This window comes from Neobacillus sp. OS1-32 (assembly GCF_030915425.1).
Classification (GTDB): Bacteria; Bacillota; Bacilli; order Bacillales; family Cytobacillaceae; genus Neobacillus; species Neobacillus paridis.
The window spans coordinates 2081434-2098817 of record NZ_CP133263.1; the positions used below are offsets into that span (position 1 = coordinate 2081434).

The 17384-nt window shown below is 41.2% G+C and carries 13 protein-coding genes, 16 tRNA genes and 3 rRNA genes; 2 read left to right on the forward strand and 30 right to left on the reverse strand.

Annotated features, from left to right (window positions below; all coding sequences use genetic code 11):
• Window positions 1–24: 24 nt before the first annotated feature.
• A complete protein-coding gene (locus tag RCG24_RS10510; protein WP_308079040.1) occupies window positions 25–327 on the reverse strand; it encodes a hypothetical protein in 303 nt (100 codons plus the stop codon).
• A 154-nt stretch (window positions 328–481) separates the two neighbouring features.
• Here RCG24_RS10510 and RCG24_RS10515 point away from each other — a divergent pair, with 154 nt between their 5' ends.
• The gene (locus RCG24_RS10515) at window positions 482–802 is read left to right on the forward strand and encodes a hypothetical protein (RefSeq protein WP_308079041.1); all 321 of its coding nucleotides are present in this window, start codon (window positions 482–484) and stop codon (window positions 800–802) included.
• A 254-nt stretch (window positions 803–1056) separates the two neighbouring features.
• On the opposite strand, the gene RCG24_RS10520 is transcribed toward RCG24_RS10515, so the two are convergent.
• The 24 genes from RCG24_RS10520 to RCG24_RS10635 form a co-directional block, all read right to left on the reverse strand.
• On the reverse strand, window positions 1057–2007 hold the full coding sequence (locus RCG24_RS10520; RefSeq protein ID WP_308079042.1) for an SAVED domain-containing protein: 951 nt from the start codon (window positions 2005–2007) through the stop codon (window positions 1057–1059).
• Window positions 1979–2479 (reverse strand): Mov34/MPN/PAD-1 family protein, encoded by a 501-nt coding sequence (locus RCG24_RS10525; RefSeq protein ID WP_308079043.1) that lies wholly within the window; start codon window positions 2477–2479, stop codon window positions 1979–1981. Before RCG24_RS10525 ends, RCG24_RS10520 begins: the two co-directional genes overlap by 29 nt.
• Window positions 2472–4175 carry a ThiF family adenylyltransferase gene (locus tag RCG24_RS10530; RefSeq protein ID WP_308079044.1) on the reverse strand — a complete coding sequence of 568 codons (1704 nt, stop codon included), beginning with the start codon at window positions 4173–4175 and terminating at the stop codon, window positions 2472–2474. The genes RCG24_RS10525 and RCG24_RS10530 overlap by 8 nt, the downstream gene beginning before the upstream one ends.
• Complete coding sequence (locus tag RCG24_RS10535) at window positions 4165–5250, reverse strand: cyclic GMP-AMP synthase DncV-like nucleotidyltransferase (RefSeq protein WP_308079045.1); 1086 nt, start codon at window positions 5248–5250, stop codon at window positions 4165–4167. Before RCG24_RS10535 ends, RCG24_RS10530 begins: the two co-directional genes overlap by 11 nt.
• Window positions 5251–5434: 184 nt before the next feature.
• Window positions 5435–5519, reverse strand: a tRNA-Leu gene (locus RCG24_RS10540).
• 23 nt (window positions 5520–5542) lie between these two features.
• Window positions 5543–5628, reverse strand: a tRNA-Leu gene (locus tag RCG24_RS10545).
• A gap of 44 nt (window positions 5629–5672) precedes the next feature.
• Window positions 5673–5746 (reverse strand) — tRNA-Cys (locus RCG24_RS10550).
• Between the two features lie 8 nt (window positions 5747–5754).
• Window positions 5755–5829 (reverse strand) — tRNA-Gly (locus RCG24_RS10555).
• Window positions 5830–5834: 5 nt separating this feature from the next.
• Window positions 5835–5909 (reverse strand) — tRNA-Gln (locus RCG24_RS10560).
• Between the two features lie 40 nt (window positions 5910–5949).
• Window positions 5950–6025, reverse strand: a tRNA-His gene (locus RCG24_RS10565).
• An 8-nt stretch (window positions 6026–6033) separates the two neighbouring features.
• Window positions 6034–6107, reverse strand: a tRNA-Trp gene (locus RCG24_RS10570).
• 5 nt (window positions 6108–6112) lie between these two features.
• Window positions 6113–6197, reverse strand: a tRNA-Tyr gene (locus tag RCG24_RS10575).
• A gap of 29 nt (window positions 6198–6226) precedes the next feature.
• Window positions 6227–6299 (reverse strand) — tRNA-Thr (locus RCG24_RS10580).
• A 21-nt stretch (window positions 6300–6320) separates the two neighbouring features.
• Window positions 6321–6396, reverse strand: a tRNA-Phe gene (locus tag RCG24_RS10585).
• A gap of 10 nt (window positions 6397–6406) precedes the next feature.
• A tRNA-Asp gene (locus RCG24_RS10590) sits at window positions 6407–6483 on the reverse strand.
• Window positions 6484–6486: 3 nt separating this feature from the next.
• Window positions 6487–6560: transfer RNA gene (locus tag RCG24_RS10595), tRNA-Met, on the reverse strand.
• A gap of 155 nt (window positions 6561–6715) precedes the next feature.
• Window positions 6716–6791 (reverse strand) — tRNA-Val (locus tag RCG24_RS10600).
• Window positions 6792–6795: 4 nt separating this feature from the next.
• Window positions 6796–6870, reverse strand: a tRNA-Glu gene (locus tag RCG24_RS10605).
• A 14-nt stretch (window positions 6871–6884) separates the two neighbouring features.
• Window positions 6885–6976: transfer RNA gene (locus RCG24_RS10610), tRNA-Ser, on the reverse strand.
• Between the two features lie 6 nt (window positions 6977–6982).
• A tRNA-Asn gene (locus RCG24_RS10615) sits at window positions 6983–7057 on the reverse strand.
• Between the two features lie 149 nt (window positions 7058–7206).
• Window positions 7207–7323, reverse strand: a 5S ribosomal RNA gene (gene rrf, locus RCG24_RS10620).
• A 335-nt stretch (window positions 7324–7658) separates the two neighbouring features.
• A 23S ribosomal RNA gene (locus RCG24_RS10625) occupies window positions 7659–10600 on the reverse strand.
• A gap of 333 nt (window positions 10601–10933) precedes the next feature.
• A 16S ribosomal RNA gene (locus RCG24_RS10630) occupies window positions 10934–12483 on the reverse strand.
• The 16S, 23S and 5S rRNA genes sit together here with 16 tRNA genes alongside, the layout of an rRNA operon.
• Before the next feature lie 259 nt (window positions 12484–12742).
• A complete protein-coding gene (locus RCG24_RS10635; protein WP_202654879.1) occupies window positions 12743–13618 on the reverse strand; it encodes a nucleotidyltransferase-like protein in 876 nt (291 codons plus the stop codon).
• A gap of 157 nt (window positions 13619–13775) precedes the next feature.
• On the opposite strand from RCG24_RS10635, the gene RCG24_RS10640 reads away from it, so the two are divergent.
• Window positions 13776–14129 carry a YgzB family protein gene (locus RCG24_RS10640; RefSeq protein WP_202654878.1) on the forward strand — a complete coding sequence of 118 codons (354 nt, stop codon included), beginning with the start codon at window positions 13776–13778 and terminating at the stop codon, window positions 14127–14129.
• 71 nt (window positions 14130–14200) lie between these two features.
• Here RCG24_RS10640 and perR read toward each other — a convergent pair whose 3' ends face one another.
• The 5 genes from perR to RCG24_RS10665 all read right to left on the reverse strand — a co-directional run bounded on the left by perR (window position 14201) and on the right by RCG24_RS10665 (window position 17381).
• Window positions 14201–14638 (reverse strand): peroxide-responsive transcriptional repressor PerR, encoded by a 438-nt coding sequence (gene perR, locus RCG24_RS10645; RefSeq protein ID WP_202654877.1) that lies wholly within the window; start codon window positions 14636–14638, stop codon window positions 14201–14203.
• A gap of 90 nt (window positions 14639–14728) precedes the next feature.
• Entirely contained in the window at window positions 14729–15277 is a 549-nt protein-coding gene (locus tag RCG24_RS10650) for a cob(I)yrinic acid a,c-diamide adenosyltransferase (protein ID WP_202654876.1), read from the reverse strand.
• Window positions 15278–15522: 245 nt separating this feature from the next.
• Window positions 15523–15990, reverse strand: coding sequence for a thioredoxin-dependent thiol peroxidase (bcp, locus tag RCG24_RS10655; RefSeq protein WP_202654875.1), 468 nt, complete (start codon window positions 15988–15990; stop codon window positions 15523–15525).
• 74 nt (window positions 15991–16064) lie between these two features.
• Entirely contained in the window at window positions 16065–16415 is a 351-nt protein-coding gene (locus RCG24_RS10660) for an ion channel (protein WP_308079046.1), read from the reverse strand.
• A 180-nt stretch (window positions 16416–16595) separates the two neighbouring features.
• Complete coding sequence (locus RCG24_RS10665) at window positions 16596–17381, reverse strand: ABC transporter permease (RefSeq protein WP_308079047.1); 786 nt, start codon at window positions 17379–17381, stop codon at window positions 16596–16598.
• Window positions 17382–17384 lie beyond the last annotated feature (3 nt).

The window sequence follows — 17384 nt, forward strand, 5'->3', positions numbered from 1 at the left end:
AGTAAGGAAAAATTCCTTACTTGCTCATTTGAGATTATTAATTATTTTTTCTTTATTCTTCTGTGTTTCTTGCATATCCCTTTTGTAAATGTTAAACAGAATGATTGCAACTTTAAGTTTCATTAAAATTTTTAACTCATTATGCTCTTTCCTCAATATTGTCCTTTGATTTTTCACAGCGCTACTTTTAGGAATCACTATGGCATATTTAGCCTGATTCATCCTTGAAGGTTTAATCTTGATAACTGCAACAAAAATATCATTTTGTTGTGCCACAACCATATCTTTATTAACTTGTATAATTTCCGTTTCATTTCTTACGTTCATCTCTCTACCCTCTTTCGTAAAATTCATTATTGCCATGATGTTCTACATAGAGAGGGCGATACCTTTTTTTATAGATTTCATATCTATTTCCAATTTAGAAGATATAATAAAATAAAATTTAATTATTTTATCAATCTATCAGAAGGAGAACATAATGGCGTTAAATAGGGAATTTATTATACAAACTTTGGCAAAAAAGTATTACCAATTCCTTAGTGCACTTCCATATCATGATCAACTCTATATGAAGGGTATTCATGAAGGAAAAGGGAAATTTCTTGCAAACTTACACATTCATTTAGTCACAAAAGATTTGCCTAAGAAGTGGAATGACAAACGGTATTCTACTGATTTTGTAACACCTGCTGCATTAGAAATTCTTAAGAATAATAGTGTTAATGGCCTTGAATATGAGCATTTAATTCCAAAAAAGAAATATATTCAAGATATATGCGAACAAAAAGCCATTGCGTGAAGCCTAACTGAAGAATTCGTTAGGGACATTATTAGTCAATACCTATGGACCGCAACCGTGACAACACAAGAACATAAATTGCTTTCTCGAAGGGTTATGCCTACAAATTGGGACAATAGAAATATAAAGGCACGATATGAGTATGCTGGCATTACTTTACTAAATCACGAAAAGGAATACCTTGTATGTAATTAAAAATAAAAATGATAAAAACGGAAAATAATTTACAATTACCGTTTTTATCATTTTTTGAATTATTCGAGTGTTATTAATTCTTCCGTTCTTAAATTGATGGCCCAGTCATACGCATTATTATTGTAATTATAAATAATTATTTCAGGATGATAATGATTTATTACTCTACCTAAACTAAAACTAAGTGAAACAGGTGTTGTAGCAAATAAATGGATTTTATTAACACCGTCAGCCTTTAACTTCGACAAAATATCCAAAAAGTATTTTTGATATAAGTCTATTTGAGCATAATTATTAATCTTCCATCTACCTGGATTTTCAATGCCAATTGATATTATTTGTGATACGTTTGTAACGCCTATTATCCCTTCATCCCTGATAGGAAATGATTGCTCTATTTTTAGTGCAATTTCATTTTCGTAACTATTTTGCTGATTATAATTACTAACCATTTTCATGTCAGTATTATATTTCTTATTTAATTCATAGAATCCCTTTCCTAATGATTCTGTATCCTCTCCCTGATACTCGAATAATATTGGATCATCAGTATCTTTGAAATGATATCCATCTAAAAAAGCCAGCGGCACATGCGGGAATCCAAGATAAATTAGTGAATTACTATTTTTACCTCGCTTTATTGCAACCTTCATCCTTTTCTTTTGCTTTTTTAATATTTTCAGGAGATTCTTCTTATTAATACTCCCATCAACCTCAAATAATTTTATTACATTAAGGGTTAAAAACAAACAGCCCTGCTCTTGAAATTTCCCCTTAATTTTTGAATAGTTGGCTTCTTTCTTTGAAAAAGTGGTTAACATGACAAACTCTCTCTTCATAAAACGAAGGATATTATTAATTATCCAATTATATACAATTTGTAGTAACCCAAACTTTTTGTATAACAGAATACTAGAAAAAATCAATATTAATAGAGTTATTATTCCAGTTAATGGGTCACTTTGTATAAGTTTAAATAATTCAGTTACTGTTTGAACTAATTTCATCATAGGCTCCTTTGTAAATATTAACTATTTCCCCATTTAATCGATTCCCAACCCAAATTTTATAAGAATCAATACCACCAATAATGAAAATCAAATAATCGGTGAAAGTATAAGATTTTTTTAGTAACTTTCTCCAATTCCTAATATCTTGTTGAGAGTAATGCGGATCATTTTCAGGATGCGTATGCCATTCACCCATATACATAACAGTCCCATTACTATCCATCCATTTTTTTTGCAATATAGCATTATGAGTCTTTTTCTTTCTTATAAATCGATATCTTGATTGATGATCCCCTATTTGAGGTATAGTGTAGTCTTTAATTTCAATTTCATTGCTGTTAATTACAATTGAGCCTATCACCATACCACCAGATTCTTTATCCTGATAATTTACTTGACGCCTTGCCCTTATTTCTTCAATTATTGTTTCTTCAACATTTATAAACATATTTTCATATTTAATCCTAAGCATTACTAAGTGCCTCTTGAGGATGAATGGAACATATTTTACAACTAGAATTAATATATTCATAGGTATCCTGCATTAAAATATCTAATGGTTGTCTGTATCTCTCAGAAGTTTGGTATCCACTTTTTTCAAACGCTTTAGAAGAACCCCTCCATGATATCAATGGATTTCCATTAATCTCGTTGTTTAAATACCTTAAAACGAGTCTTGAAGCAAGTAATGCTGTCTCCATAGAATCAATACTTCCATATGGAGTGAATGAAGTTGCGCATCCATTTATACTTTTAATAAATGGTACATCACTCTTACCAGCAAATGCTGAAAGCATATTTAATTCATCATCAATTAAACATTCATAACAACCTTTTCCTCTATTGTTAACCATTAAGGCGTGCCCACCTATTCCATAGGCTTCAACCCAAGTAAAAATAGCAGGTGTCGAGGATTTAACGATAAATTCATTTAACTTTCTTTCAACATTTGGGTCCCCAATGGCAACAATTATTAAATCATAATCATTTAGGTTTATTTCCCTCTTATCGATTACAGAAAGAGCATCTTTATCCAATGTTTTTATCTCAACATTAGGATATCTTGATTCAAATTCTTCTTTTAGGAGTTCTACCTTTGGCTTGAAAAGAATTGACTTGTTCATTCCTAAAAAATGTCGATATGAATTCTCAATATTCAATGAGTCATTGTCTAGAATAGTAAAATTTTTAATACCTGACCGTGCTAACAAAAACAGTAAGTCACTTCCAACTGACCCACAGCCAATTAGTAAGGTATTTATATTTTTTTTAACTCCTCCACCTCTTTCAACTAAAGAGGAATCATCCTCCCTAAATATAAACAGAGGAATTATTTCAAAACAATCTGCAACACTTTCATCAATGATAGGTACAACTTTTTTTGAAATAGATGGATTAATTTTCTTATACCAAAGCCCTATAATGGTCTTTTCGCCTGTTAATAATGGAATACTCAATAAATAATAATAATTATTCTTATTTATTGCAAAATCCTTTATTTTTGAAATTGTATCACTTGTTGTATGTTCTTTTACAAGTTTAATGATATCTGTATTACTCCAAAAACGATCCCTTTCTGGGACGCTTCCATTATAGGTAAGATCCAATGGTATAAAAAATGCTTTATCAAACTTACGAGAGTTAATATTTATATTCAACACTCTGCTCAAAACTTGCTTAGATTCATTATTTTCTGTTAAAAATGCCAATGGTCTATTTTTGAGAGTAAGTACTGAAATTTCCATAGGATAATCACTTGGTGTAAAAACTGAAAATACATAATGTATTCCTTGAAGACTTCCAAAATAATAACTAAATTCCCGATGATATTCTATTTTTGGTGAGTCTGCAATTAATACTTTTTCCACTCTCTCAAAAACAAAGTCGAGAGTACTTTCAGGGATATTATTCCAAATAACGCCTTCTCGCTCTAAAAAACATATCAACCCGTTATTCATTACGTGAGGAATTTTCGGTATAATATGCTGCCTTTTGTTTATAAAAACAAAAGGCAACTGTGATGGAAATAACGGACTAAAAGTTATCTCCAATGGAATCGTGTACCCATTTCTCATATTAAATAAAAATTCAAATTGGAATGGGTTTATTGTTTCAACATTTTCTATATATTCTTTTTCACTTAATAATTTTTTAAAATCAGTTTTCATAACCAAATCCCTTTGCAGAGTTTGATGCTGGAGCACTTGATAACGCAACTTTTTGGTATCTTGCTTGTGCTGACTCTGGAATCGGGAATTTATCTCCAAGATATGGACTTAATACAGTACAAGCATCATGTGGATCACTTTTGCTTTGTGCATCGGCTAATGCACCCTCAAAAGTGACGAGTTTTTGATAAAATGTATTCATCTGTACCTTTGTCATTTTAGAAAAGACATTCGAATATGGCTTGACTGGTAAACTATATTCAATTGTGCGTAGATATTCTTCCCGTTCTGAATCCCACACAAGTACAAATTTATTTTTTAAATTATTTACAAAGTCTTTTAAAGCAGTCAAATCGTCATATTTATACGTTCCTGATAAAGAGTTGTATGTTTGTCTAGGGGAAAATAAATCAACTGCTGCAATAGTTATCCCTACACTCGGTGGCCTTGAACTACCTGAAGAAGTAAAGCAAATATCTTTCCATTTTTTCATATATCTCACAATTCGTTTAAATTGTTTTTTATCATCACCTGTAAAAGAATTCGAAATGTGATCGTTTAACCCTTCTGGATCTGCAGGGTCCCAATATTTCTTATCATTCGCGGCAAATTCCTTCCCCCAAGCGAGATACAAATCATTATCATATTTTGATTTAATATAAACAGGTAAATCGACATGGTAAATTGGTTCATCATCTAGTGAATAAGTTATGGTTACACAGGGGTTTTTAATCTTTGGTGGAGTGCTTGTGTGGTTTGCAAGTATATCTTTTATAATTTTTTTTAATTCTACACTATCAGTGTAATCCTCTTTATATAAATCAAAAATTACTCCTTCGTCAATATCGTAATCTTTATCTTCTGGTACAATACCAAGATCAACTGCATAACTGCCTTGATCAATGAATTCTAAACTTGGAACGTCTTTCTCCATTTCTTCAAATTTAGTCTTAATTCCACTTTTGATTTTGCCTATTATGATATCTCTTTTTTCCCTTAACTCTTTGTTTTCCTTAAATCTTTTCAATTTAATCGCATCATGGAACTCTTCAAATTGTTTCTGGATATCAGCCATTATTTCTCCCCCTAAAATATTTTCTTTTCTACTATTATACGACAAAATCTGGAAACCATAAAGAAATGAGACTACAGGCTACGACAAATGAACTGAATTAATTTTAATAAACAACAAAAAAAAACAGAGAATTTTCCCTGTTTTTTTATTGCTGTATATATTTTGTAATTTGTGTCCGTAAGTATGGTACCGGTGGTCGGGGTCGAACCGACACTCCAGAAGGAACACGATTTTGAGTCGTGCGCGTCTGCCAATTCCGCCACACCGGCGTATTAAGATGTTGGTAATGCAATGCCGAGGACCGGAATCGAACCGGTACGGTAGTCACCTACCGCAGGATTTTAAGTCCTGTGCGTCTGCCAGTTCCGCCACCCCGGCGAAATCATTTACCCGTTCTAATCCATACTCAACATTTTTGTTTATGGAGGCGGCAACCGGATTCGAACCGGTGGTAAAGGTTTTGCAGACCTCTGCCTTACCACTTGGCTATGCCGCCATTTATGATGGAGCGGAAGACGGGATTCGAACCCGCGACCCCCACCTTGGCAAGGTGGTGTTCTACCACTGAACTACTTCCGCATGATTGGCTGGGCTAGCAGGATTCGAACCTACGAATGACGGAGTCAAAGTCCGTTGCCTTACCGCTTGGCTATAGCCCAATCATAATAAAAATGGATCAAAGAATCAATAATAAATTTATGGGGCGGCTGACGGGAATCGAACCCACGAATGCCAGAGCCACAATCTGGTGCGTTAACCACTTCGCCACAGCCGCCATAATTCTGGCAGGGGTAGTAGGAATCGAACCCACACCAAAGGTTTTGGAGACCTTCGTTCTACCTTTAAACTATACCCCTGTATATGGTGGAGGGGGACGGATTCGAACCGCCGAACCCTGAGGGAGCGGATTTACAGTCCGCCGCGTTTAGCCACTTCGCTACCCCTCCATATATCTATTCAATTAGTCAGCTTAAGGTGCCGACGAGAGGAATCGAACCCCCAACCTACTGATTACGATTCAGTTGCTCTACCTATTGAGCTACATCGGCATCTGCAATCATTTAAAAAAGTGGTGGCTCAGGACGGAATCGAACCGCCGACACAAGGATTTTCAGTCCTTTGCTCTACCGACTGAGCTACTGAGCCATTCTAGCAATGGCGGTCTGGACGGGACTCGAACCCGCGACCTCCTGCGTGACAGGCAGGCATTCTAACCAGCTGAACTACCAGACCGAATTGCGGGGGCAGGATTTGAACCTGCGACCTTCGGGTTATGAGCCCGACGAGCTACCGGACTGCTCCACCCCGCGATAATAAAAAGATATAAAGTTTTCCTATGCTCCATGCATAAGGACTGTCCCTTTCTCTACCAGCTTATTCAAGGAAGCTAATGCGTCGGGACAACTTGCAGGTTATTCATGGAAGCAACGCCCGTTGCTCCACCCCGCGATAATGAGATTTATTATGGTGGAGGATGACGGGATCGAACCGCCGACCCTCTGCTTGTAAGGCAGATGCTCTCCCAGCTGAGCTAATCCTCCAATATGGTGACCCCTACGGGATTCGAACCCGTGTTACCGCCGTGAAAGGGCGGTGTCTTAACCGCTTGACCAAGGGGCCATATGTATTTAATATGGCGGAGAGCAAGGGATTTGAACCCTTGAGACAGGGTTACCCGTCTACACGATTTCCAATCGTGCTCCTTCGGCCACTCGGACAGCTCTCCACAAAATGGCTCCGCAGGTAGGATTCGAACCTACGACCGATCGGTTAACAGCCGATAGCTCTACCACTGAGCTACTGCGGAATAACTATATAATTCCATACTCAAAGCTTAATTTGTGTCCCCGCCTCAGAAAGAGAAACCAAGTAGCATCTCGGCGTGTACAACTCGCTGTCGATTCATGATGCTTCGCTCGTCTCTACCACTGAGCTACTGCGAAATAATTTATAAATGCCCGGCAGCGTCCTACTCTCACAGGGGCGCGTGCCCCAACTACCATCGGCGCTGAGAAGCTTAACTTCCGTGTTCGGTATGGGAACGGGTGTGACCTTCTCGCCATCACCGCCAGGCCATTAATTTAATCGACACTTTCTTATTATAGTGCCTTTTTCATTTTTTTCAAGAGAAAATTTTCATTCCCTCAAAACTAGATAATACAGAAGAAGTAGTTAAGAACGAGTTCATTTATATTAATTGTCCAGCTCCAGCGTCCAGCAACTAGTGTCTTTCGGTCTTTTCCCTACGATAAGTCAACATCGAATCGTTTCACTCTTCGTGTTTCCTTTATCTCAGTCAAAGCCCACCACAAGGAACACTTCGTCAGCGTAGGCATCGCACGAGGAAAAAGCATTAGCTTTTTCGAGGAAGCCATACGTTGCTAAGCGGACGCTTCCGCTTTTCGATTTTGGTTAAGTCCTCGATCGATTAGTATCAGTCAGCTCCACGTGTCACCACGCTTCCACCTCTGACCTATCAACCTGATCATCTTTCAGGGATCTTACTAGCTTAAAGCTATGGGAAATCTCATCTCGAGGGGGGCTTCATGCTTAGATGCTTTCAGCACTTATCCCGTCCGCACATAGCTACCCAGCGATGCCTTTGGCAAGACAACTGGTACACCAGCGGTGCGTCCATCCCGGTCCTCTCGTACTAAGGACAGCTCCTCTCAAATTTCCTGCGCCCACGACGGATAGGGACCGAACTGTCTCACGACGTTCTGAACCCAGCTCGCGTACCGCTTTAATGGGCGAACAGCCCAACCCTTGGGACCGACTACAGCCCCAGGATGCGATGAGCCGACATCGAGGTGCCAAACCTCCCCGTCGATGTGGACTCTTGGGGGAGATAAGCCTGTTATCCCCAGGGTAGCTTTTATCCGTTGAGCGATGGCCCTTCCATGCGGAACCACCGGATCACTAAGCCCGACTTTCGTCCCTGCTCGACTTGTAGGTCTCGCAGTCAAGCTCCCTTGTGCCTTTACACTCTGCGAATGATTTCCAACCATTCTGAGGGAACCTTTGGGCGCCTCCGTTACTCTTTGGGAGGCGACCGCCCCAGTCAAACTGCCCACCTGACACTGTCTCCCACCCCGATTGAGGGGTGCGGGTTAGAATTTCAATACAGCCAGGGTAGTATCCCACCGACGCCTCCACCGAAGCTGGCGCTCCGGTTTCTCAGGCTCCTACCTATCCTGTACAAGCTGTACCAAAATTCAATATCAGGCTACAGTAAAGCTCCATGGGGTCTTTCCGTCCTGTCGCGGGTAACCTGCATCTTCACAGGTACTATAATTTCACCGAGTCTCTCGTTGAGACAGTGCCCAGATCGTTACGCCTTTCGTGCGGGTCAGAACTTACCTGACAAGGAATTTCGCTACCTTAGGACCGTTATAGTTACGGCCGCCGTTTACTGGGGCTTCGATTCAGAGCTTCGCTTTTAAGGCTAACCCCTCCTCTTAACCTTCCAGCACCGGGCAGGCGTCAGCCCCTATACTTCGCCTTGCGGCTTCGCAGAGACCTGTGTTTTTGCTAAACAGTCGCCTGGGCCTATTCACTGCGGCTTTTCAGGGCTTTGACACCCTAAAAAGCACCCCTTCTCCCGAAGTTACGGGGTCATTTTGCCGAGTTCCTTAACGAGAGTTCTCTCGCTCACCTTAGGATTCTCTCCTCGCCTACCTGTGTCGGTTTGCGGTACGGGCACCTTGAATCTCGCTAGAGGCTTTTCTTGGCAGTGTGGAATCAGGAACTTCGGTACTGTATTTCCCTCGCCGTCACAGCTCAGCCTTCACGGTGAACGGATTTTCCTATTCACCAGCCTAACTGCTTGGACGCGCATGACCAGCAGCGCGCTTACCCTATCCTCCTGCGTCCCCCCATCACTCAAACGATTCAGAGGTGGTACAGGAATATCAACCTGTTGTCCATCGCCTACGCCTTTCGGCCTCGGCTTAGGTCCCGACTAACCCTGAGCGGACGAGCCTTCCTCAGGAAACCTTAGGCATTCGGTGGATGAGATTCTCACTCATCTTTCGCTACTCATACCGGCATTCTCACTTCTAAGCGCTCCACCAGTCCTTCCGGTCCAGCTTCAACGCCCTTAGAACGCTCTCCTACCACAGACACCAACGGTGTCCATCCACAGCTTCGGTGATACGTTTAGCCCCGGTACATTTTCGGCGCAGAGTCACTCGACCAGTGAGCTATTACGCACTCTTTAAATGGTGGCTGCTTCTAAGCCAACATCCTGGTTGTCTAAGCAACTCCACATCCTTTTCCACTTAACGTATACTTTGGGACCTTAGCTGGTGGTCTGGGCTGTTTCCCTTTTGACTACGGATCTTATCACTCGCAGTCTGACTCCCACGGGTAAGTCTTTGGCATTCGGAGTTTGTCTGAATTCGGTAACCCGATGAGGGCCCCTAGTCCAAACAGTGCTCTACCTCCAAGACTCCAAGCCGTGAGGCTAGCCCTAAAGCTATTTCGGAGAGAACCAGCTATCTCCAAGTTCGATTGGAATTTCTCCGCTACCCACACCTCATCCCCGCACTTTTCAACGTGCGTGGGTTCGGGCCTCCAGTAGGTGTTACCCTACCTTCACCCTGGACATGGGTAGATCACCTGGTTTCGGGTCTACAACTACATACTAAAGATCGCCCTACTTAAGACTCGCTTTCGCTGCGGCTCCGTCTCTTCAACTTAACCTTGCATGCAATCGTAACTCGCCGGTTCATTCTACAAAAGGCACGCCATTACCCGTTAAAGGGCTTTGACTACTTGTAGGCACACGGTTTCAGGTTCTCTTTCACTCCCCTCCCGGGGTGCTTTTCACCTTTCCCTCACGGTACTGGTTCACTATCGGTCACTAGGGAGTATTTAGCCTTGGGAGATGGTCCTCCCAGCTTCCGACCAGATTTCACGTGTCCGGCCGTACTCAGGATCCACTCAGGAGGGAACGAAGTTTCGACTACAGGGCTTTTACCTTCTCTTGCGGACCTTTCCAGATCGCTTCGTCTACTCCGTTCCTTTGTAACTCCATGTTGAGTGTCCTACAACCCCGAAAGGCAAGCCTTTCGGTTTGGGCTGTTCCCGTTTCGCTCGCCGCTACTTAGGGAATCGCGTTTGCTTTCTCTTCCTCCGGGTACTTAGATGTTTCAGTTCCCCGGGTCTGCCTTCCTTCCCCTATGAATTCAGGTAAGGATCCTGCTCCATTACGAGCAGGGGGTTCCCCCATTCGGAAATCTCCGGATCGACGCTTACTTACAGCTCCCCGAAGCATATCGGTGTTAGTCCCGTCCTTCATCGGCTCCTAGTGCCAAGGCATTCACCGTGCGCCCTTTCTAACTTAACCTAAAAGGTTTAAAACCATAAATGAGCGATTACTCGGTTCTTACTTGGTTACTTCTTCTATTACGATTATCTAGTTTTCAAGGAACAAGGCTACTGATTTTCATCACGAAGTGATGGATCATATAGCTTTATGAGAGATTATTCTCTCAAAACTAAACAAGGCGACTTCCACGAATCAACTTCATGAATGACCTTCTTAGTTTTGCTTCAAGCTGCCTTGCGACGAGCTGAGAAGTTACTTCCTCGAACTACTACGGCGCAGGAGCAAACTTAACGAGAGGATTGTTCCCTCAAAACTAAACAAACAAGAAACGTCAACTCTTATTATCCTTAGAAAGGAGGTGATCCAGCCGCACCTTCCGATACGGCTACCTTGTTACGACTTCACCCCAATCATTTGTCCCACCTTAGGCGGCTGGCCCCTTACGGTTACCCCACCGACTTCGGGTGTTACAAACTCTCGTGGTGTGACGGGCGGTGTGTACAAGGCCCGGGAACGTATTCACCGCGGCATGCTGATCCGCGATTACTAGCGATTCCGGCTTCATGCAGGCGAGTTGCAGCCTGCAATCCGAACTGAGAATGGTTTTATGGGATTGGCTTAGCCTCGCGGCTTCGCTGCCCTTTGTACCATCCATTGTAGCACGTGTGTAGCCCAGGTCATAAGGGGCATGATGATTTGACGTCATCCCCACCTTCCTCCGGTTTGTCACCGGCAGTCACCTTAGAGTGCCCAACTGAATGCTGGCAACTAAGATCAAGGGTTGCGCTCGTTGCGGGACTTAACCCAACATCTCACGACACGAGCTGACGACAACCATGCACCACCTGTCACTCTGTCCCCCGAAGGGGAACCTCCTATCTCTAGGAGTGTCAGAGGATGTCAAGACCTGGTAAGGTTCTTCGCGTTGCTTCGAATTAAACCACATGCTCCACCGCTTGTGCGGGCCCCCGTCAATTCCTTTGAGTTTCAGCCTTGCGGCCGTACTCCCCAGGCGGAGTGCTTAATGCGTTAGCTGCAGCACTAAAGGGCGGAAACCCTCTAACACTTAGCACTCATCGTTTACGGCGTGGACTACCAGGGTATCTAATCCTGTTTGCTCCCCACGCTTTCGCGCCTCAGCGTCAGTTACAGACCAGAAAGCCGCCTTCGCCACTGGTGTTCCTCCACATCTCTACGCATTTCACCGCTACACGTGGAATTCCGCTTTCCTCTTCTGCACTCAAGTCCCCCAGTTTCCAATGACCCTCCACGGTTGAGCCGTGGGCTTTCACATCAGACTTAAAGGACCGCCTGCGCGCGCTTTACGCCCAATAATTCCGGACAACGCTTGCCACCTACGTATTACCGCGGCTGCTGGCACGTAGTTAGCCGTGGCTTTCTGGTTAGGTACCGTCAAGGTACCGGCAGTTACTCCGATACTTGTTCTTCCCTAACAACAGAGCTTTACGACCCGAAGGCCTTCATCGCTCACGCGGCGTTGCTCCATCAGACTTTCGTCCATTGTGGAAGATTCCCTACTGCTGCCTCCCGTAGGAGTCTGGGCCGTGTCTCAGTCCCAGTGTGGCCGATCACCCTCTCAGGTCGGCTACGCATCGTCGCCTTGGTGAGCCGTTACCTCACCAACTAGCTAATGCGCCGCGGGCCCATCTGTAAGTGACAGCTTGCGCCGTCTTTTAGCTTATCTACATGTGTAGATAAGAATCATCCGGTATTAGCTCCGGTTTCCCGAAGTTATCCCAGTCTTACAGGCAGGTTGCCCACGTGTTACTCACCCGTCCGCCGCTAACCTTGAGGAGCAAGCTCCTCTTGATTCGCTCGACTTGCATGTATTAGGCACGCCGCCAGCGTTCGTCCTGAGCCAGGATCAAACTCTCCAATGAAGTTGAGTTGAAATAGCTCATAAAATTTAACGTTGGCTTCATCTCGTTTAAAAAATGAATATTATTGTTTGTTGACGTTTTTGTTTGTTTAGTTTTCAAAGAACGATCTTAATCGCTCAAAAGCGACCTACTTAATATATCATAAAGTGCTTCGCAATGTCAACACTTTTTTTCAACCGCCGTCTACGAAAACTTCTTTTGATGTTTCGCAGCGACGGTTATTAATATACCAAGTTTTTTGATCCTGGTCAATACTTTTTTACGATAATTTTTTATTTACCCGATAACAGCGATGGTAGACTCCTTGGCCTTTTGTTTCGACATTAACTACTTCTAGCACATGTTTCTCAATTAAATATTCGAGTAGGACTGGCAGATCAACAGAGTATGGTCTTAATTCCTCTTCATTTAACATTTCATTGTACATCCAGTATTCCTTTGAACTTAACACTTTAATTAAATGGGCTGATCCCATTTCCGTTCTGGAATGAATTAAGAACTCACTAGCGAGGAATAACAATTCAAGTCTTTGCTCAAGTGTCTCTTCACTATTAACCAATTCCTCATATAATTTATAAATTTCCGGCTCAATTTGTTTTATCTGACGCCAAACCGTAAGTTCTGGATGCAGTCCATTTTCAATCACCGCTAGTCTGGCCAGATGGTGCAATGAATGAACGACATGATTGTATGCATCTAAAAATTGTTTGTTTTCAAAAAGTGTCTTACCGTCAACATAGCGGCGGATTAATTTTGCAAATTCCAGACCCATCTTGATTTTTCGACCATGAAATGGAAATTCCTCCAGCTCTGTTTTTAATTTAGCAACATATTCGTTACGATCAAAAATAATTCTCGCATGATGCAGCCATTCAAATATCTTACGGTTTGTTCCTAATAAAAGCCATTCCTCAAGCTGTGCTTCTGAAATAACATGCATCGCGGCTTTTTTTTGATCATACGTATAATGTTTTATAAATACCGGATTTTCTGCTTCTTTGACAATAATTAAGAGGACAACATCAAAAGAGTCTGTTGTGAGCGTTGTCTTTTCCTTCTTTTCTACCAATAAAACCCCTAATGTATTCAATTGGCTTGCTCTTTCTTGATAAATAGGCCGAAGAATATCTTCCATCCATGATACCTCCATTTTTCATGTTAGCAATATATGTTCGACAATAATGATAAATCTCCTTCTAAAAAATAAGTCAAAATTCGACATTCCACAAGATGCTGTTTCTTTTTCTCACTTTTAAATAAATATGGTATAGTTTCTCTAGGAGGAGAGACAGATGGCAAAATATTCGAGTAAAATTAATAAAATTCGCACTTTCGCGCTCGCTTTAGTCTTTGTTGGATTTATTGTTATGTACATTGGGGTTTATTTTCGTACCTCTCCCATTATTATGACCATTTTTATGATATTGGGACTTATTTTTATTATTTCAAGTACGATTGTATATTTTTGGATTGGGATGCTCTCAACCAAGGCCATTCAGGTGAAATGTCCCAACTGTGGGAAACCAACAAAAATGCTGGGCAAAGTGGATATGTGCATGCACTGCCGTGAGCCATTAACCCTCGACCGGGATCTTGTCGGTAAGGAGTTTGATGAAAAATATAATAAGAAATCTTATAAAAAATAAAAAAAGGTGACTTAACTATTGGCTTTAAAGTGCCAAAAAGTTAAGTCACCCTTATTTGAAGTGGTAGGCAATTAGTGTACCTCTTTCCCTGCACAATCCGGACATGTACCGTAAATTTCTAAACGATGAGTATCCACCTTGAACCCTGTCACATGTGCGGCCAAATGCTCCACCTCGTCTAAGCCGGGATAATGGAAATCAACAATTTTCCCACAATGCTCACAAATAACGTGATAATGTTCTGATGTAACAAAATCAAACCTGCTGGAAGCATCCCCAAAGGTTAATTCCTTTACAAGGCCAACTTCACGAAATACTCGTAAATTATTGTAAACTGTTGCCACACTCATGTTAGGGAATTTTCCTTCCAACGCTTTGTAAATTTCATCTGCAGTGGGGTGTGACATTGAGTTTATTAAATATTCAAGTATCGCATGACGTTGTGGAGTAATTCTTACTCCAGTATCCTTAAGAGTTTCCAACGCTTCTTTTAGCTGATTCATCGCCATGCACCTCTTTTCTAAAAAATATTATTAGATTATAATTGTTATAATTAGTTTACTAGGAAATTAGTACTTTTGTCAATATTGTAATATCGTTTATGAATGCAATGTTTTTTCGTTAGCACCAAGCAGTTGGTTTACATAGCGAGCGGTTACAAACAGCAAATCTGACAGCCTGTTTAAATAGGCCAGAACTAGTGGGTTGACATCATCTCCAAGCGCCACTGCACATCTTTCTGCTCTCCTTGCGGTTGTTCTTGCGACGTGGAAAGCAGCCCCTGAAGGATGGCCGCCAGGTAAAATGAAATTAGTTAACTGCGGCAGTGTTTGATCCCATGCATCGATATATCGTTCCAATTCTTCAATATCTTCGGGCTTAAGTGACCATTTGACTTCCTTACCTTTAGGAGTAGCCAATTCTGCTCCTACATGGAAAAGATTTGTTTGTATTTTATGATAAACTTTCTCAATTATTTCTTTTTCTTGAAAGTTTTCCTTATTTAAATAACTTAACGCCAGTCCAATCATCGAATTCGTTTCATCACAGGTTCCATATGCTTCTACCCGTATATCGTTTTTTGCAACTCTTTGCCCATAGACGAGTGAAGTAGTCCCTTTATCTCCTGTTTTTGTATAAATTTTCATTTAGAACACCTCTTTCAATCAACAGTATTCATCCAGTTCCATTGTAAAATCTTTTTTATCATACCATTGATTTATGAAGAAAGAAAAGTTTCAGCTATTTACGACACCGTTTTAGACATAAAAAAAGGGGCCCTGTAAGGACCCAAAATTCTATCTGAGGAGGTATGCCCTAATAAAATGATATTCAAAACATGCTCACTTGCATTGGACAAATGCCTTTTCCTTCAAAAATAGGCTTGAAAATATTATAGATTTTCCCGAATGTAGCTTAAGGCTTCCTCGACATGCCCATTCACTTTAACTTTTCTCCATTCCTTTACTAGAACGCCTTCCTTATCAATAATAAAAGTTGACCTTTCAATACCCATATATTCTTTGCCAAAGTTTTTCTTCAACTTCCAAACCCCGTAGCTTTCAGCCACTTGATGATCTGTGTCGGCTAACAGAAGAAATGGCAGTCCATGTTTTTCAACAAACTTTTGATGCTTTTCGACCGGGTCTGGACTGACACCTAGAATAACTGCATTTACATCATCAAATTGATCAAATTGATCACGAAAATCACAAGCTTCCGTTGTGCAGCCCGGAGTCATATCTTTTGGATAAAAATAAAGGACAACGTTTTTTCCTTTTAAATTCGATAATGTTACTTTTTCTCCATTATGAGCTTCTAAGGTAAAATCAGGTGTTTGTTTTCCAATTTCTACTGTCATTTTTATCACTCCACTTTGAAAATCATTCCTATCCATAGCCTAACCAAAGTTTCGTTTCTAAACAACTTTCCTGCTTACTTATCGCGTTCAAACATCACTCTGGCTACAAAGGCTGCTGGCAGAGTATAGCCAATGAGCGCTTCAATCGCAGCAATAAACCTGCCGATACCTTGAGGGATGACGTCCCCATTCCCAACTGAAAATAACATCATCGTACTGAAATAAAAACTCGTTTCAAAAACGTTGTAGCGACCAGCCTCATTGACCTCGATGAGTACAGGCATCTCCATTAAGTAAAGTATTAAATAAATAAGGCCGAATCCAATGATAATTGTTAAGTAAACCGTACATAAATAAAAGAAATTATCGATAGACACTAATTTTCCTTTAATCGTATTTGGAATAAACAGTAAGCGGATGCTCATAAAGATACAAAAAATCACGATTGGCAGCAGGAAAAAGATCAATACAGATCACCTCTAATGATAGGGAGATACTTTATTTCTATGCCAGCTTGGCCAATTAAATGAAAACTTGCCGACTGGCGAGTCCTTTTTTCATGAGGCTTAGTTAAATTTACGCGACAATGGTTCCCTCACACCTGCTTAGTTCCCTGCTCCACGGTATTTTTTTATTCCATGATTCCATAAAACGATCGATAAGCTGAAAAAGACGACGCCTATTAGCGGTGTTAAAAATGCATACCAATACCATTCCGTTTTGCCAAGAAAAAAGGAGGCTGGATAGACACCGACAAAGGCAAACGGCAAAATCCATGTCAGGACAAAACGAATTAATTTATTATAAATATTGACCGGATAGCGGCCGTAATTGCTGATATTATACATCATTGGCATAATCGAGGTTCTGGCGTCAGCCCAAAAGCTAATACAGGCCAGCATCACAAAGATGCCGCCGTACACCAAGGCTCCACCGATGACAAAAATGAAAAATAAAAACGGATCATACCATGTTACCTCTAACCCCAACCTGCTGCCGGCGTAAACCATGACAGCGATTCCGGTAACAGCACCTAACAAAGATTCCAGCTCTATCTGCTCCAGGATGATTTGAAACAGGCTGTGGATCGGCCTTGTCAAAATCCTGTCCAGTTCCCCTTTAACGATATAGCGCTCATTAAAATTCCAGATGTTAAAAAACGCGGAGAAAACGGCATACGGGACGAGAAAAAAGCCGTAAATAAAAATAATTTCATCCCGGCTCCAGCCTCCAAGTAATTTTGTATGCCCAAACACAACCAAAATGAACACAAGATTAATCGCCTGGGACATTAAATCTGATAAAAATTCCACGAACAGATCTGCGCGGTACTGCAATCTTGTTTTGGCATATTGAGAAATATATTGAAAAAACATTGTTAGATAAAACACGTC

Coding starts and splice junctions, on each gene's coding strand:
- RCG24_RS10510 (WP_308079040.1), bottom strand. CDS start 327: ATGAACGTAAGAAATGAAACGGAAATTATACAAGTTAATAAAGATATG.
- RCG24_RS10515 (WP_308079041.1), top strand. CDS start 482: ATGGCGTTAAATAGGGAATTTATTATACAAACTTTGGCAAAAAAGTAT.
- RCG24_RS10520 (WP_308079042.1), bottom strand. CDS start 2,007: ATGATGAAATTAGTTCAAACAGTAACTGAATTATTTAAACTTATACAA.
- RCG24_RS10525 (WP_308079043.1), bottom strand. CDS start 2,479: ATGCTTAGGATTAAATATGAAAATATGTTTATAAATGTTGAAGAAACA.
- RCG24_RS10530 (WP_308079044.1), bottom strand. CDS start 4,175: ATGAAAACTGATTTTAAAAAATTATTAAGTGAAAAAGAATATATAGAA.
- RCG24_RS10535 (WP_308079045.1), bottom strand. CDS start 5,250: ATGGCTGATATCCAGAAACAATTTGAAGAGTTCCATGATGCGATTAAA.
- RCG24_RS10635 (WP_202654879.1), bottom strand. CDS start 13,618: ATGGAAGATATTCTTCGGCCTATTTATCAAGAAAGAGCAAGCCAATTG.
- RCG24_RS10640 (WP_202654878.1), top strand. CDS start 13,776: ATGGCAAAATATTCGAGTAAAATTAATAAAATTCGCACTTTCGCGCTC.
- perR (WP_202654877.1), bottom strand. CDS start 14,638: ATGGCGATGAATCAGCTAAAAGAAGCGTTGGAAACTCTTAAGGATACT.
- RCG24_RS10650 (WP_202654876.1), bottom strand. CDS start 15,277: ATGAAAATTTATACAAAAACAGGAGATAAAGGGACTACTTCACTCGTC.
- bcp (WP_202654875.1), bottom strand. CDS start 15,990: ATGACAGTAGAAATTGGAAAACAAACACCTGATTTTACCTTAGAAGCT.
- RCG24_RS10660 (WP_308079046.1), bottom strand. CDS start 16,415: ATGAGCATCCGCTTACTGTTTATTCCAAATACGATTAAAGGAAAATTA.